General features: G+C 72.2%; 13 protein-coding genes. 9 read left to right on the top strand and 4 right to left on the bottom strand.

Features of this window, described 5'->3' with window-relative positions; translation table 11 throughout:
* Window positions 1-60: 60 nt before the first annotated feature.
* Window positions 61-1470 carry a CCA tRNA nucleotidyltransferase gene (locus AC3A3L_RS08185; protein WP_487639840.1) on the bottom strand — a complete coding sequence of 470 codons (1410 nt, stop codon included), beginning with the start codon at window positions 1468-1470 and terminating at the stop codon, window positions 61-63.
* Window positions 1471-1562: 92 nt separating this feature from the next.
* On the opposite strand from AC3A3L_RS08185, the gene AC3A3L_RS08180 reads away from it, so the two are divergent.
* The 7 genes from AC3A3L_RS08180 (at window position 1563) to trxA (ending at window position 10568) form a co-directional block, all read left to right on the top strand.
* Window positions 1563-3842, top strand: a complete 2280-nt coding sequence (locus tag AC3A3L_RS08180) for a DUF6049 family protein (RefSeq protein ID WP_487639499.1) — start codon at window positions 1563-1565, stop codon at window positions 3840-3842.
* Window positions 3839-5476 (top strand): murein biosynthesis integral membrane protein MurJ, encoded by a 1638-nt coding sequence (gene murJ / locus AC3A3L_RS08175; RefSeq protein WP_487639498.1) that lies wholly within the window; start codon window positions 3839-3841, stop codon window positions 5474-5476. The genes AC3A3L_RS08180 and murJ overlap by 4 nt, the downstream gene beginning before the upstream one ends.
* Window positions 5477-5529: 53 nt before the next feature.
* A complete protein-coding gene (locus AC3A3L_RS08170; RefSeq protein WP_487639497.1) occupies window positions 5530-7542 on the top strand; it encodes a hypothetical protein in 2013 nt (670 codons plus the stop codon).
* Window positions 7539-8210 carry an RNA polymerase sigma factor SigM gene (gene sigM, locus AC3A3L_RS08165; RefSeq protein WP_487639496.1) on the top strand — a complete coding sequence of 224 codons (672 nt, stop codon included), beginning with the start codon at window positions 7539-7541 and terminating at the stop codon, window positions 8208-8210. The genes AC3A3L_RS08170 and sigM overlap by 4 nt, the downstream gene beginning before the upstream one ends.
* A 60-nt stretch (window positions 8211-8270) precedes the next feature.
* The gene (locus AC3A3L_RS08160; protein ID WP_487639495.1) at window positions 8271-9032 is read left to right on the top strand and encodes a hypothetical protein; all 762 of its coding nucleotides are present in this window, start codon (window positions 8271-8273) and stop codon (window positions 9030-9032) included.
* 100 nt (window positions 9033-9132) lie between these two features.
* Window positions 9133-10146: a thioredoxin-disulfide reductase gene (gene trxB / locus AC3A3L_RS08155; RefSeq protein WP_487639494.1), complete on the top strand. Its 1014-nt coding sequence runs from the start codon at window positions 9133-9135 to the stop codon at window positions 10144-10146.
* A 98-nt stretch (window positions 10147-10244) separates the two neighbouring features.
* The gene (trxA, locus tag AC3A3L_RS08150; RefSeq protein WP_308213175.1) at window positions 10245-10568 is read left to right on the top strand and encodes a thioredoxin; all 324 of its coding nucleotides are present in this window, start codon (window positions 10245-10247) and stop codon (window positions 10566-10568) included.
* Between the two features lie 114 nt (window positions 10569-10682).
* On the opposite strand, the gene AC3A3L_RS08145 is transcribed toward trxA, so the two are convergent.
* A complete protein-coding gene (locus AC3A3L_RS08145; protein WP_487639493.1) occupies window positions 10683-11327 on the bottom strand; it encodes a GNAT family N-acetyltransferase in 645 nt (214 codons plus the stop codon).
* Window positions 11328-11369: 42 nt separating this feature from the next.
* On the opposite strand from AC3A3L_RS08145, the gene AC3A3L_RS08140 reads away from it, so the two are divergent.
* Together AC3A3L_RS08140 and AC3A3L_RS08135 are read left to right on the top strand one after the other, a co-directional pair.
* The gene (locus AC3A3L_RS08140; protein WP_487639492.1) at window positions 11370-12584 is read left to right on the top strand and encodes a pyridoxal phosphate-dependent aminotransferase; all 1215 of its coding nucleotides are present in this window, start codon (window positions 11370-11372) and stop codon (window positions 12582-12584) included.
* A 47-nt stretch (window positions 12585-12631) separates the two neighbouring features.
* Window positions 12632-13408, top strand: a complete 777-nt coding sequence (locus AC3A3L_RS08135) for a lysophospholipid acyltransferase family protein (protein WP_487639491.1) — start codon at window positions 12632-12634, stop codon at window positions 13406-13408.
* A 179-nt stretch (window positions 13409-13587) separates the two neighbouring features.
* Here the strand turns inward: AC3A3L_RS08135 and AC3A3L_RS08130 are convergent, their stop codons facing one another.
* Window positions 13588-14586: a ParB/RepB/Spo0J family partition protein gene (locus tag AC3A3L_RS08130; protein ID WP_487639490.1), complete on the bottom strand. Its 999-nt coding sequence runs from the start codon at window positions 14584-14586 to the stop codon at window positions 13588-13590.
* 13 nt (window positions 14587-14599) lie between these two features.
* Complete coding sequence (locus AC3A3L_RS08125; RefSeq protein ID WP_487639489.1) at window positions 14600-15538, bottom strand: ParA family protein; 939 nt, start codon at window positions 15536-15538, stop codon at window positions 14600-14602.
* Window positions 15539-15652: the final 114 nt, after the last annotated feature.

Here is a 15652-nt window from a genome sequence, read left to right as displayed (position 1 = left end):
CGGCCGCAGTTCTTCACGGGCGGGTGACGGGCGGCCGCCGGCGGGCGGCGGGAGTCAGCCTCAGGAGCGGGCGGCCCACCAGGCGCGGAGGACGGCCTCGGCCTGCTCGGGGGTCTGCGGACCCTCGTCCATCCGGAGCTCGAGGAGGAAGGCGTACGCCTGGCCGACCTCGCGGCCGGGGCCGATGCCGAGCACCTGCATGATCTGGTTGCCGTCGAGGTCGGGCCGGATCGCGGCCAGCTCCTCCTCCTCCGAGAGCCGGGCGATCCGCTCCTCGAGCGAGTCGTAGGTCCGGCGGAGGCGGTCGGCCTTGCGCTGGTTGCGGGTGGTGCAGTCGGCACGGGTGAGGATGTGCAGCCGCTCGAGCTGGTCGCCGGCGTCGCGGACGTAGCGGCGTACGGCGCTGTCGGTCCACTCCCCCGACCCGTAGCCGTGGAAGCGCAGGTGCAGCTCGACGAGGCGCGACACGGCCTCGATGTCGTGGTTGGAGAAGCGCAGCGCCTTCATCCGCTTGCGGGTCAGCTTGGCGCCGACGACGTCGTGGTGGTGGAACGTCACGACCCCGCCGGTCTCGAAGCGCCGCGTCCGCGGCTTGCCGACGTCGTGCATCAGCGCCGCGAAGCGGGAGACGAAGTCGGGTCCACCGCCGAGGCGGTGCTCGAGGTCGATCGACTGCTCGAGGACGGTGAGGGTGTGCTCGTAGACGTCCTTGTGGCGGTGGTGCTCGTCGCGCTCGAGGGCGAGGGCGGGGAGCTCGGGCAGGACGTACGACGCCAGGCCGGTCTCGACGAGCAGCGTGAGCCCGAGCCGGGGGTACGGCGCGCACACCAGCTTCACCAGCTCGTCGCGGACCCGCTCGGCCGAGATGATCTCGATGCGCCCCGCCATCGCGGTCATCGCCTCGACGACCTCAGGGGCGACGGTGAACCCCAGCTGGGCCGAGAAGCGCGCGGCGCGCATCATCCGCAGCGGGTCGTCGGAGAAGGAGTCCTCGGGGGCGCCGGGGGTGCGCAGCACCCGCTCGGCGAGGTCGACGATCCCGCCGAACGGGTCGACGAACTCACGGCCCGGCACCCGCACCGCCATCGAGTTCACGCTGAAGTCGCGGCGGCCGAGGTCGCCCTCGAGGGAGTCGCCGAAGTTGACCTCGGGCTTGCGGGAGGAGGGGTCGTAGCTCTCGGAGCGGTAGGTGGTGATCTCCACCTGCCACGGCCCCTTGCGGCAGCCGATCGTGCCGAAGTCGCGCCCCATGTCCCACACGGCGTCGGCCCAGCCGGAGACGAGACGCTCGGTGACGTCGGGGTGGGCAGAGGTCGTGAAGTCGAGGTCGTTCTGCAGCCGGCCGATCATCGCGTCGCGGACCGGGCCGCCGACGAGCGCCAGCTCCTCGCCGGCGTCGGTGAACAGGGTCCCGAGCTCGTCGATGACCGACCCGATGCGGTCCAGCTCCTCGCCGACCCGGCGCTGGATCTCGACGATCGTGAGAGGTTGCAGTGCGGCGTCGGACACGACGAGCCAGTCTACGTGCCGGTGAGGTGGGGCTGAACAACTAGCATCGGTGCGTGCCCCGCCCGTCGTCGTTCCGTGCTGCCCTGGCGGGGCTCCTGACGGCAGGCGTCGCCTGCGCGGGGCTCGCGGCACCCGCTGCGGCCGCACCGCCCGCGCCCCCCGCGAAGGACGCCGACCCGCTCCTCGTCCACATCGACACGATCAGCCCCGTCCTGCCGGAGGACGGCGACGTGGAGATCGGCGGGACCGTCACCAACGTGAGCGACGAGACCTTCACGCGGGTCAACCTGCACGCCTTCTCCTCCGAGACGCCCATCCGCGACCCGCTCACGCTCTCCCAGGCCGCCACGGTCGACCCCACCATCTTCGTCGGCGAGCGGGTGACCGTGCCGGGCACCTTCGACACGATCGACGAGCTGGAGCCGGGTGCGTCCGCCACCTTCTCCGACTCCGTGCCCGTCGAGCTGCTGGCCACCTCGGGTGAGCCGGGCGTCTACTGGATCGGCATCCACGCGCTCGGCGACAGCTCTGTCCCGCGCGACCTCGTCGCCGACGGACGGGCGCGCACCTTCATCCCCCGGGTGGCGTCCGGGGGCGCCCAGGCGCGCGAGGCCTCGGTGATCCTCCCGATCCGCAGCCGCGTGTGGTTCGACCAGGACGGGTCGGTGGGCGGGACCGAGCGCTGGGCCAAGCGGCTCGCCGACGGGGGCAGCCTCGACGGCGTGCTCGACATGGCCGACTCGGCCGGCTCGGCGCCGTACAGCTGGCTGGTCGACCCCGCTGTGCTCCACGCGCTCGCGCGCCTGGCGCAGGGCAACCCGCCGCGCACCCTCGCGCCGGACCCCACCGTGCCCGGCCAGGAACCCGCGCCGGCCGAGCCGTCCGACGAGGGCGAGGAGGGTGAGGAGACGCCGACGCCGGAGGAGACGCTCACCCCGACCCAGCCGGTGCCCACCGAGGAGCCGACGGAGGAGGAGGCCGAGCTGGCCGCCTCCGCGGCGGCGTGGCTGGAGCGCTTCAGGCTCCTCGTGGGAGTGACGCCGGTCCTGGCGCTGCCCTACGGCGACCTCGACGTCTCCGCAGCGATCCGCAACGACCGCACCCGGTTCGACCAGGCGGTCGCGCGCAGCGCCGAGGTGATGGCCGCCCTCGCGCTCCCCTCCCAGCCGGCCGTCGCCCCGGAGAGTGACGTGCTGAGCCCCGAGGCGGTCTCCGCCGTGCCGCAGGGGACGACGATCCTGCTGGGGGACACCGCCGCCTTCGCCATCCCGCCGTCCAGCCCGACGTCGGTCGTCAAGCTGCTCGGTCACGAGGTCGTGGTCACGAGCACCGGCGCCGAGTCGGGAGGCCCCGGCCCGACCGCGTCGAACGACCCGCTCGCCCTGCGGCAGCGGCTGCTCAGCGAGGCGGCGCTCCGCCTCGAGGCCGACGACACCGCGCCGCTGGTCGTCACCCTGCCGACGGTGTGGCGCGGCGAGGACGCCGCGTCGTTCTTCACCGACCTCGAGCAGTCCTGGCTCGACCTGGTCCCCTTCGGGGACGTCGCGTCCCGCACCCCCAAGGGAGTCCCCGCCGCGAACCTGACCTACACCGAGGACGACGTCGACGACGAGCTCGGCCCCGAGGCCTTCTCCGCCGTCAACCGCGCCGGCGAGGCCGCCACGCTCCTGGAGCAGGTGGTCATCCCGGTGACGACCATCGAGGCCCAGGTGCGTGACGAGCTGCTGGTGACCCTGTCGGAGCAGCACCGCGAGCGGCCGCGGCTGGCCGTCGCCGCGGCCGAGCGGGTCGAGGACGCGATGCGGGACGACCTCGCCAAGGTCGAGATCGAGGCACCTCCCGCGGTCACCCTGTCCAGCGACTCCGGCCCCCTGGGCGTGACCCTGGTCAACGGCCTCGACCAGCCCGTCGAGGTGAAGGTGCAGGTGCGCACCGACGGCGAGCTGACGCTCAGCGGGGGCGGCACCCGACGGCTCGGCCCCGGCGCGCGCAGCGTCGTGCGCTTCGAGGCCACCACCAGCCGGGCGGGCGTGCACAACGTCCGCCTCGCGGTCACCAGCCTCGACGGCGTGCCGCTCGGGTCGTCGGACTCGCTGCCCATCCGGGCCGCCCGGGTGAGCGCGCTGATCTGGATCGTGATGGCCATCGGTGCGCTCGTGCTCTTCGGGATGATCGGCTACCGCCTGCCCGGCCAGATCCGGGCCCGTCGAGCCGAGCTCGCCGCCGCCGACCGCGAGCCGGACCCCGAGCCCGACCCGGGCCCCGGGACCGAGCCGGCTCCGGAGCAGGCGGACGAGCCGTCGTCAGGCGACCCGGTGGTGGAGCGCTCGTGACCGACCAGAAGGTCCTGGCCTCGTCCGCGGTGATGGCGGCGGGCACCGTGCTGTCCCGCGCGTCGGGATACGTGCGCGCCGCGCTGCTGGTCGTCGCCCTCGGCTCCGGACTGCGCGGCGACCTCTTCGCGATCGCCAACACGCTGCCCAACATGGTCTACATCCTGCTGGCCGGCGGCATCTTCAACGCGGTGCTCGTGCCGCAGCTGGTGCGACGCATCAAGGAGGACCCCGACGGGGGCGACGCCTACGCCAGCCGGGTGATCACCCTCTCGGCACTGTTCCTGGGCGTCGTGACGATCGTCCTCGTCATCGCCGCACCGTTGCTGCTGCGCCTCTACCTCGACGATCGCTACCTCGACCCCGACCGGGTCACCCAGCTGGAGTCGATCGTCAACCTGACCCGGTGGTGCCTGCCGCAGGTCTTCTTCTACGGCATGTACGTCCTCGTCGGGCAGGTGCTCAACGCCCGCGGGCGCTTCGGACCGATGATGTGGGCGCCGATCGCCAACAACCTGCTGTCGATCCTGATGCTGGTCGCCTACCTGGTCTTCTTCGGGCCCACCGGCGACGGCGCGGCCCGCTCCGAGGCGCTCACCCAGGGCCAGGAGGTCCTGCTCGGCCTCGGCTCGACGCTGGGGATCGTGGTCCAGTTCCTCGTCCTCCTGCCCTACCTGCGCGCCTCGGGCTTCACCTACCGGCCCCGCTTCGACTTCCGCGACCCCGAGCTGCGCAAGACGCTGTCCCTGGGCGTGTGGACGGTGCTGTTCGTGGTCGTCACGCAGGCGGCGTACCTCGTCGTGGTCAAGCTCGCCTCGGGCGGCACCGTCGACGGCGGCAACGGCACGGGCTACCTCGTCTACGCCAACAGCCTGCTGATCATGATGGTGCCGCACGCCATCGTCACCGTCTCCCTGGCCACCGCGATCCTGCCGCGGCTCTCGCTGTACGCCCACGAGGACCGGCTGCCGGAGCTGGGCGCCACCGTCGGGTCGACCCTGCGTACGGCGCTCGCGCTGGTCCTGCCGTTCGCGGTCCTGCTGCCGATCACTGCGGGCGACGTCGCCGGCTTCGCCTTCGGCTGGGACAACCCCGAGGAGGCGGCCGCCTTCGCCCCGACGCTGGCGGTCTTCGGACCCGCGCTGGTCGTCTTCACCGTCCACTACTTCATGCTCCGTGGCTTCTACGCGATGGAGATGACGCGACTCGTCTTCTTCATCCAGGTCGCCGTGTCGACCACCAACGTCGTCGTCGCCACCCTGCTGGTGCCCTCCCGGCCACCGGAGCAGACGGCACCCATGCTCGTCGTCGCGTACCTGGCGTCGTACGCCGTCGGCGCCGTCGTGAGCTACGTCCTCCTGCTGCGCACGGTCGGGGGGCTGGAGACCCGGCAGCTGTTCCGGTTCCTGGCCCGGATGGCGATCGTGCTGGTGGGCACCGCCGCTGCCGCCTGGGGGGTGGAGCTCGCGCTCGCCGGGCTCGGCGAGTACCCGGGGCCGTTCCCGTCGCTGCTGCGCGGTGGCCTGAGCGCGGCGGCCGGGCTGCTCGTCGTCCTCGTCGGATCCCGCCTGCTGCGGGTGCAGGAGGTCACCAGCCTGGTCGACACCGTCGCGGCGCGCCTGCGACGCGGGTGAGACTCCTTAGAGTGGGCCCAGCAGTGTGACGCGCGAGGGAGGTGGGGTGAGTGGTGTCGACGTCGATGCAGGCCGGTGACGTGCTCGCCGGGCGCTACCGCCTCGACGACCTGCTCGCCGAGTCCGGGGCCGGGCGGTTCTGGCGCGCGCACGACCTCGTCCTCCACCGGCCGGTGGCGGTCCACATCCTCGCCGAGGACGACCCCCGGGCCCAGCCGCTCCTGGAGGCCGCGCGCCGCACCGGTCCCGTCATCGACCGGCGGCTGCTGCGCGTCCTCGACGCCGAGGCCGCCGACGGGCGCTGCTTCGTCGTCAACGAGTGGGGCCAGGGCGACTCCCTCGACATCCTGCTCACCCGTGAGGGTCCCATCGCGCCGCGCCGCGCGGCCTGGCTGGTGGCCGAGGTCGCCGACAGCCTCGTCGGCGCCCACGAGGCCGGTCTCGCGCACGGCTGCCTGACACCCGAGCACGTGCTCATCGACCTGCACGGGCAGGTGCGGATCATCGGCTTCGGCGTCGAGGCCGCCCTCCGCGGCCTGCCCGGGGGGCGGGTCAACGTCGACGAGATCGACCTCGCCGGACTCCTCTACTGCGCCCTCACCGGCAAGTGGGCCGGGGTCTCGCCCTCCTCGGTGCCGCCCGCGCCCGAGGTGCACGGCGAGGTGCTGCGGCCACGCCGCGTCCGGGCCGGCATCCCCCGCGTGCTCGATGCACTGTGCGACCAGGTGCTCAACCCGCACCGTGAGTCCGACCGCCCGCACCCCACGGCACGCAGCATCCGCGACCTCCTCCACGAGCACGTCGGGGAGATGACGGGCACCCACGTCGCCGTGCCGGGTGCGCGGGCGACGCCCCAGCAGTCCTCCCCGCTGACCACCCCGCCGCCGACCTCGGCCGCCGCCCCCACCACGGTCGTGCCGGTCGTGCCGGCCGCCGACCTCGAGCCGGAGCCGGACCCCGACCCGGCCACCGAGGCGCCGGCCACGGACACGCCGGCGGGCGAGCCGGAGCCCGAGGTGACGACCGAGGTGAGCGCCGAGGAGCCGCCGCCCACCCACGACCCGACGCCCGACGACCCCACTCCGGGAGAGCCGGCACCGTCGAGCACCGACCTGCCCACGCAGGCCGGGATGCCGGTGTTCCACGACGACGACGAGGTCGACTGGCTCCGGGCGCGCACCGACAAGCCCGCGCCGCCGCCGCCGTTCGCCGACCCGACGCCCAAGCCGCTGTTCGCGCCCGACCCGCCGGAGGGCGAGCCCGTACGCCGTCCCCGACCGGGCAGCCGCGCCGCCACCAGTCCGGCGTACTGGCCCTGGGACTCCAGCCACGACTCCGGGGGCGACGCGAACCGCGACTCGGGCGTCCGCCCCGTCGGCCGCGACACCGGGTCGTGGTCCTCCGGGTCGTGGTCGGAGGACCGCTGGGACACCGGCGACGGGTTCGACGACACCGGCGACCAGGTGCCCGGACGCAGCTGGATCCGGCTGGCGATGATCGTCGCCATCTGCCTGCTCGTCGGCGTGGCGGCCGTCGCGGCCTACCAGCTCGGCCTCAAGCCGCCCACGCCCGGCTCCAGCGAGGAGCCCACGACGACCACCACCCCCAGCGTGGCCGCTCCGACGCCGTTCACCGACCTGACCGCCGACGATTTCGACCCGCAGGGGGCGGCCCCGCAGGAGGAGAACCCGGACTCGGTGCCCAACGTCCTCGACGGTGACCCCGCGACCTCGTGGTCCACCTCGACCTACCAGCAGAACTTCGGCCCCGGTGGGCTGAAGACGGGCGTCGGCCTCGTCATCGACCTCGGCGCGACCAAGGCCGTGCGCCAGGTGCTCGTCACCACCTCGGGTGGGCAGACCTCGCTGGCGGCCTACGTCACCTCGGAGCGTCCCAACGGCGTCGCCGAGCTGACCCCGGTCGGGACCGCGTCCGGTGACGGCGAGCTGACGATCGACCTGACGGAGCCGGTGTCCGGCCAGTTCGTCACCGTCTGGTTGACGCTGCTGCCGCAGGTCAGCGACGGCTACCGGGGCACGATCACCGACGTGCAGGTTCTCGGGTGAGCTCCAGCCCGAACGGCGACGAGAGGTCCGACCGGGACCTCCTGCAGGCCCACGTCGTCGGCGACAGCGACGCCTTCGGTGTGCTGTTCGCCCGACACCGCGACCGGCTCTGGGCGGTCGCGCTGCGCACGATGGGCAACCCCGAGGACGCGGCCGACGGCCTCCAGGACGGCATGATCGCCGCCTTCCGGCGGGCAGGCTCGTTCCGCGGCGACGCGGCCGTGACGACGTGGTTGCACCGGGTGGTGGTCAACGCCTGCCTCGACCGCCTCCGGGCCGCGAAGATCCGCCGCCTCGAGGCCATGCCGGACGACGTCGAGGACCGCGGCACCGTGGTGGCGACCGCCGTCCACGACGACCAGCCCGAGGCGGTCGCGGAGGACGCCGAGCGCCGCCGACGGGTGCTCGACGCCCTGGCCACCCTGCCGGTCGAGCAGCGGGCGGCCCTCGTGCTCGTCGACATGGAGGGCTACCCGGTCGCCGAGGTGGCCGAGATGCTCGGCTGCGCCGAGGGAACCGTGAAGTCGCGCTGCTCGCGTGGCCGCACGAAGCTCGCCGCGCTGCTCGCCGACCTCCACCACCCTGCCGGTGACCTGCCTCACGGGAACCCGCCCCCCGACGGTCCCGTCCAACCCACCGGGCGTCCGCGAGGTCCCCCCGCGCCCTGATCGCCTCAGTCCCGCATGCCCACCCCCGTTCACCGCGCCACCCGAGGAGGTGACCCGCCGATGCCCGAGTCCTCCGGGCTCCCGCCCGAGCAGGAGGCCGTACGCCGCCTGCTCGCGGACGCGCGCCACGACGGCCCGCCGCCTCCGGAGGTCGTCACCCGCCTCGACGAGACCCTCGCCTCGCTGGTGGCCGAGCGCTCCTCCGACGGCAGCCCCGAGGCAGTGACCGCGCAGGACGACCGCTCGCCGGGACGGGTCGTCGACCTCGGGTCGCGCCGTCGCCGCGTGGCGAGCATCGGCCTGCTGGCCGCCGCGTCCGTCGTCGTCGCCGGGGTCGCGATCGGCCAGGCCCTCCCGCGCGGGGGTGGCGACGATGCCAGCAGCGCTGGTTCGGCGTCCGACAGCTCGCTCGCCGAGTCACCCGAGTCCGGGGGCTCGAGCGCCGACTCGAGCACCGGCTCTGGTGCCGACGAGGGTGCCGGTGCTGCGTCCGAGCCCGCACCGGAGTCGCTGAAGAGCTCCCCGGCCACGCCCTTCGCGGGCGTGCCGAGCCTGTCCACCGCTGACGCCGACCTCGGCGACCGGGTCCTGGCCCTGCGTCCGGACGCCACCGACCGGCGGCAGCAGCTCGCCGCGCTGGACGCCCTCCGCGGGTGCGACGTCCCCCGCCAGGGGCGGGCCACCGCGCTCGTGGCCGCCGAGGTCGACGGCCAGGCCGGCGTGGTGGTGTTCCGGCGCCCGGTCGGGCAGGCGCAGGGCGTCGAGCTCTTCGTGTGTGGACAGGCCGAGCCGGTGCGTACGATCACGCTGCCCGCGCCCTGAGCGCCCGGGCGGGGTGTGGAACAACGGTCGCCTACGATCGGTTGAGGACGACGTACCGCACCAGACCGTTCAGCCAGCCAGCAGGAGTCACTGACCACACATGAGCACCAGCACCGAGACGCGCAACGTCATCATCATCGGCTCGGGGCCCTCGGGCTACACGGCCGCCGTCTACGCGGCTCGCGCCTCGCTCAACCCGCTCGTCTTCGAGGGCTCGGTCACTGCCGGTGGTGCGCTGATGAACACCACCGAGGTGGAGAACTTCCCCGGCTTCCGCGACGGCATCATGGGCCCGGCCCTGATGGACGAGATGCGCGCCCAGGCCGAGCGGTTCGGCGCCGAGCTGGTCTCCGACGACATCGTCGAGGTCGACCTGACCGGTGACGTGAAGGTCGTCAAGACCGCCACCGACACCTACACCGCGCGCTCGGTGATCCTCGCCACCGGCTCCGGCTACCGCAAGCTCGGCCTGCCGCGCGAGGAGGAGCTGTCCGGCCGCGGCGTGTCGTGGTGTGCGACCTGTGACGGGTTCTTCTTCCGCGAGCAGGCGATCGCCGTCGTGGGCGGGGGCGACTCCGCCGTCGAGGAGGCCACCTTCCTCACCCGCTTCGGCTCCAAGGTCTACCTGATCCACCGCCGTGAGGAGCTGCGCGCGTCGAAGATCATGCAGGAGCGCGCCTTCGCCGACCCCAAGCTCGAGATGGTGTGGAACTCCGAGGTCGCCGCGATCAACGGCGCCGACAAGCTCGAGTCGATCACGCTCCGCGACACCCAGACCGGTGAGGAGCGCGACCTGCCGGTCACCGGCCTCTTCATCGCCATCGGCCACGACCCGCGCTCGGAGCTGCTGACCGGCCAGGTCGACCTCGACGACGACGGCTACGTCCTCGTCGACCACCCCTCGACGAAGACCAACCTCCCCGGCGTGTTCGCCGCCGGCGACCTCGTCGACCACCACTACCGTCAGGCCATCACGGCGGCCGGCACGGGCTGCGCCGCCGCCCTCGACGCGGAGCGCTTCATCGCCGCCCTCGACCACGAGGCGTCCACGGCCGGGGACGCCGCCGCGACCGTCGAGGCCATCGAGGAGCAGGTGCAGACAGCCGGCGCCTGACGCCCTCGCGCCACGCGCGGACGGGAACATCTGTCGGTGGCGTGGTGTTCAGTAGACATCTCCGCACCACAACCCAGACCTCCTGAAAGGGGCATTCAGTGGCCAACATCGCCGCCGTGACCGACGCCGAGTTCGAGGCGCAGGTCCTCAAGTCCGACAAGCCCGTCCTGGTGGACTTCTGGGCGGAGTGGTGCGGCCCGTGCCGCCAGGTCGCCCCGATCCTCGACGAGCTCAACGCCGAGCACGGTGACAAGCTCACCTTCCTCAAGATGAACGTCGACGAGAACCCCGTGACCCCCTCGTCCTACCGGGTCACCGGCATCCCGACCATCAACGTCTACCAGGGCGGCGAGGTCGTGAAGTCCATCGTGGGCGCCAAGCCCAAGGCCGCGCTCCTCAAGGAGCTCGACGGCATCATCTGATGCGACGAGCAGTCGGCCGCGAGGAACGAGCGTCCGCGTGGGCTCGGCCAGGTCGAGTAGCCCCGCGACTGAGGAACGAAGTCGCGACGAGGGCGTGTCGAGACCCGCGAGCAGCTAGTCGCGAGAGGCGACCCGTACCGATCCGATCGGGCGGGTCGCCTTGTGCGTGGGGCGCACGACCCCCCAGACCTTCTCCAGGGCGAGCTCGACCTCGTCCTTCCAGCTGAGTGCGGTGCGCAGCTCCATGCGCATGCGCGGGGTGGTGGGGTGCGCCCGCTGGGTCTTGAAGCCCACGCTGCCGAGGAACTCCGCCGGCAGCACGCACCCGACCGTCGTGCCGCGCGTGTCGCCGTACGCCTCGATCGCGGAGTGGCCGCGCTCGACCAGGTCGGCGGCCATCGCCTGCACGAGCAGCCGGCCGAGGCCGCCGCGCCGCAGGGACGGATCGACCCACGCGGTCGCCGCGATGATCGCGTCGGGCGAGCCGGGCGCCGTCGGCAGGGTCGCCGCACCGGGCAGCCGCGCCGCGGGGGCGTAGACGATGTGCCCGACGGTGCGGCCGTCGAGGCGTACGACGCGCCCGCACGATCCCCAGTCGCGCAGCACGGTCGAGAGCCAGCTCTCCTTCTCCGCGATCCGCTCGTCGTGGTCGAGCCGGGCCCGGTCGACGGGCGAGAGCTCCCAGAACAGGCACGAGCGGACCGGGTCGGCCAGCTCCGCGAGGTGGTCGACCGCCAGGCGCGCGGTCTTGCGGGACACGCTCCCGATGTTAGTCGTCCGGAGCGCCTGAGAGGATGGAGCGTGCGCCCGATCCGACAGAGCAAGAAGCTGCAAGGAGTCCGCTACGACGTACGCGGACCGATCCTGGTCGAGGCGCAGCGGCTCGAGGCCGAGGGCCACCGCATCCTCAAGCTCAACATCGGCAACACGGCGCCGTTCGGTTTCGAGGCCCCCGAGCAGATCCTCGCCGACATGATCCACCACCTGCCCCAGTCGCAGGGGTACGCCGACAGCCAGGGCATCTGGTCGGCCCGCACCGCGGTCATGCACTACTACCAGTCGCGTGGCCTGCGCGACGTCGGCGTCGAGGACGTCTTCATCGGCAACGGCGTCTCCGAGCTGATCTCGATGGTGCTGCAGGCCTTCGTCGACGACGGCAACGAGATCCTGGTGCCGGCGCCCGACTACCCGCTCTGGACGGGCGCCGTGACGTTGGCCGGCGGCATCCCGGTGCACTACCGGTGCGACGAGGAGTCGGACTGGAACCCCGACCTCGCCGACATCGAGTCGAAGATCACCGAGAACACCCACGCCATCGTCATCATCAACCCCAACAACCCCACGGGTGCCGTCTACAGCGAGGAGACGGTGAAGGCGCTCGTCGACATCGCCCGGCGTCACCACCTCGTCGTGATGGCCGACGAGATCTACGAGAAGATCCTCTTCGAGGACGCGCAGCACCACCACGCAGCGACGTACGCCGGCAACGACGTGCTGTGCCTGACGTTCTCGGGGTTGTCGAAGGCCTACCGGGTCTGCGGCTACCGCGCCGGCTGGGTGATGATCTCCGGGCCGAAGGAGATCGCGACCGACTTCCTCGAGGGCCTCACGCTCATCGCCAACATGCGGATGTGCGCCAACGTCCCTGCCCAGCACGCCATCCAGACCGCGCTCGGCGGCTACCAGTCCATCGAGGAGCTCATCGGCCCGGGTGGGCGCTTCTACGAGCAGTCGATGCTCGCCCACCGGTTGCTCAACGAGATCCCCGGTGTCAGCAACGTGAAGCCGCGCGGCGCGCTCTACTGCTTCCCGCGCCTCGATCCCGAGGTCTACCCCATCGACGACGACCAGGAGTTCGTCATCGACCTGCTCCGTGCGAAGAAGATCCTGGTCACGCACGGCACCGGCTTCAACTGGCCCGAGACCGACCACTTCCGGCTCGTCACGCTCCCCGAGGCGTCAGTCCTCGAGGAAGCCATCGGCCGCATCGCCGACTTCCTCGCCACGCGACGCTGATCACGAAGGGTCGCGGCCACCCGTCGGCTGACCCTAGGCTCCTCGCCATGCGCGATGTGACCTACCCGCCGATCATCGTCACCGCCAAGGCGGCCTTCAAGGTCCTCGGTCAGCGCTTCCGGATGAGTGGCACCGAGCACGTCCCGCGCCAGGGCGGCGTGCTCCTGGCCTACAACCACATCGGCTACGTCGACTTCGTCTACGGCGGCCTCGCGGCCAACCCATCGGGTCGGCTCGTCCGCTTCATGGCGAAGCGCGAGCTCTTCGACCACCGGTGGGTCGGTCCACTGATGCGGTCGCTGCACCACATCGAGGTCGACCGCGGCGAGGGCGTCGCGAGCTTCCACGCTGCCGTGGAGCTCCTGCGTCAGGGCGAGGCGGTGGGCATCTTCCCGGAGGCGACGATCTCCCGCGCCATGGAGCTCAAGGAGTTCAAGACCGGTGCCGTACGCCTCGCGGCGGAGGCCGGCGTACCCCTCGTCCCCGTCATCCTGTGGGGGACGCAGCGGATGATGACCAAGGACCACCCGCGGGACTTCTCGCGCGGGAAGACCATCGCCATCACCGTCGGCGAGCCGATGCACCCGACCGGGGACGACCCCGTGGGCGACACCGCGCGCCTCCACGCCCAGATGTCGCAGATGCTCCGTGAGACGGTCGCGTCGTATCCCGCCGACGAGCAGCCGCCCGGAGCGTGGTGGGTGCCTGCCTCGATGGGCGGCTCCGCCCCGACCCTCGAGGAGGCGGCCCGGCTCGACGGCGAGGAGAAGCGTGAGCGGGCTCGCAAGCGTGCCGAGAAGCGCGCGAAGAAGACGAAACGCTAGATCGACTCGTCGCTTCGTCGACAGGTCGATCTGTCGCTTTGTCGACATTTGCTGGTCCGAGCGGCAGATTCCCCGCTCGAGCGGGGAATCTGTCACTTCGAGGCCTTTGCAACCCCCTCCAGGCGTCAGACTCCCCCCACAAGTCCGTACGACGCCGCGGGGTGCGCTGGTCCGGAACGTCAGATGGGTCGGTCGTTGCGGTTGCGGGGGTCCATGATGTCGACGATGCGGCGCAGGTCGTCGAGACTGGCGAACTCCACCGTGATCTTGCCCTTGGCCTTGCCGAGGTCGACCTTGACCCGCGTCTCGAGGCGGTCGGAGAGGCGGTCGGCGAGCTCGTCGAGCCCGGGCGCGACCGGCTTCCGGCGCAGGACGCGGGGAGCCGAGTCCTCCTCCGCGCCCACCGACACGATCTCCTCGAGGCCCCGGACAGAGATGCCCTCGGCCGTGACCCTGGCGGCGAGCTTGTCCTGGAGACCGGCGTCGTCGACGGACAGGAGCGCGCGAGCGTGCCCGGCCGAGAGCACGCCGGCCGCGACGCGACGCTGCACCGCGGGTGACAGCTTCAGCAGGCGGAGCGTGTTGGAGATCTGCGGACGCGAGCGGCCGATGCGCTGGGCGAGCTCCTCGTGGGTGCAGCCGAAGTCCTCGAGCAGCTGGCCGTAGGCGGCCGCCTCCTCGAGCGGGTTGAGCTGCGAGCGGTGGAGGTTCTCCAGGAGCGCGTCGCGGAGCATGTCGTCGTCGTCGGTCTCGCGCACGATCGCGGGGATCGTGTCGCGGCCTGCCTGCTGGGAGGCGCGCCAGCGGCGCTCGCCCATGATCAGCTCGTAGGAGTCCTCGCCTGTTCGACGTACGACGACGGGCTGGAGCAGGCCGACCTCGCGGATCGAGTGCACGAGCTCGGCGAGTGCCTCCTCCTCGAAGACCTGCCGGGGCTGACGTGCGTTGGGACGGACCTGCGTGAGCGGGAGCTCGGCGAAGTAGGCACCGGCCACGGTGCCACCCGCGATGGGAGGCTCGGCCGTGTCGGTGGCAGTGGCGTCTGTCGGCTCGCTCGGCTGGCGCGGGGGCGCGGGAGTGCCGACGGACGCCGGAGGCGGGAGGGGCTGGCTGGGAGCGGTCGGGATCAGCGACCCGAGGCCGCGCCCCAGGCCGCGCCGGGGTGCGTTGCTGCTCATGCCGTGACCTCGTTCATGCGGGTGCTCCCTTGCTGGCGATCTCGCGGGCGGCCTCCAGGTAGGAGAGCGCTCCCGCCGACGCCGGATCGTAGGTCATCACGGTCTGGCCGTAGGACGGCGCCTCGGACACGCGGACCGATCGCGGGACCGCGGTCTTGAGGACCTGGTCCCCGAAGTGACCGCGCACCTCGTCGGCCACGCCCGCGGCGAGGCGGGTGCGGGCGTCGTACATCGTGAGCAGGATCGTGGAGATGTTCAGCCGCGGGTTGAGGTGCTGGCGCACCATCTCGACCGTCTCGAGGAGCATCCCCAGGCCCTCGAGGGCGTAGTACTCCGCCTGGATCGGGATGAACATCTCGCGGCCGGCGACCAGGGCGTTCAACGTGAGGAGCCCGAGCGAGGGGGGACAGTCGACGAAGACGTAGTCGAACCGGTCCTCGCCGACCTCGGCGGCGCTGCCGACGAGGGGATGGCCCGTGATCGCGCGGTCGAGCCGCTGCTCGCGGGCGACCACGCTCACCAGCTCGATCTCGGCACCGGCCAGGTCGATCGTCGCCGGCACCACCCAGAGGCCGGGGAGGTCGCTGGACTCGGTCATGACGTCAGCGAGGGGGGCGCCCTCGACGAGCATGTCGTACGTCGACGGCACGCCGCGGTGGTGCTCGATCCCGAGAGCCGTCGACGCGTTGCCCTGGGGGTCCAGGTCGATGACGAGCACCTTCTGGCCGAGCTGCGCCAGTCCGGCCGCCACGTTGACCGTGGAGGTGGTCTTGCCGACGCCGCCCTTCTGGTTGGCGACGACGAGCACCCGCGTGGCGTCGGGACGCGGCACGCCCTGACGGCGCAGGCCGCCGGTCCGCGCGAGCACCGAGTGCTGCGCGGCCTGCGCGAGCGGGGTGCCGTGGTCGGCGAAGTCGGTGTCCTGACCGGCCAGCTCGCCTGCCGTGCGCACCTGCCAGGCGGGTCGTGTTTCACGTGAAACGTCGTCCGACGGTGTTTCACGTGAAACGGGCGGGGTGACCGGTCCCTGTGGAGGAACTACCCCATCCTGTGGATAGTCCCGCTC

This window comes from Nocardioides sp. Soil_C_8, assembly GCF_057656315.1.
This window is presented reverse-complemented; position numbering and strand designations above follow the sequence as displayed.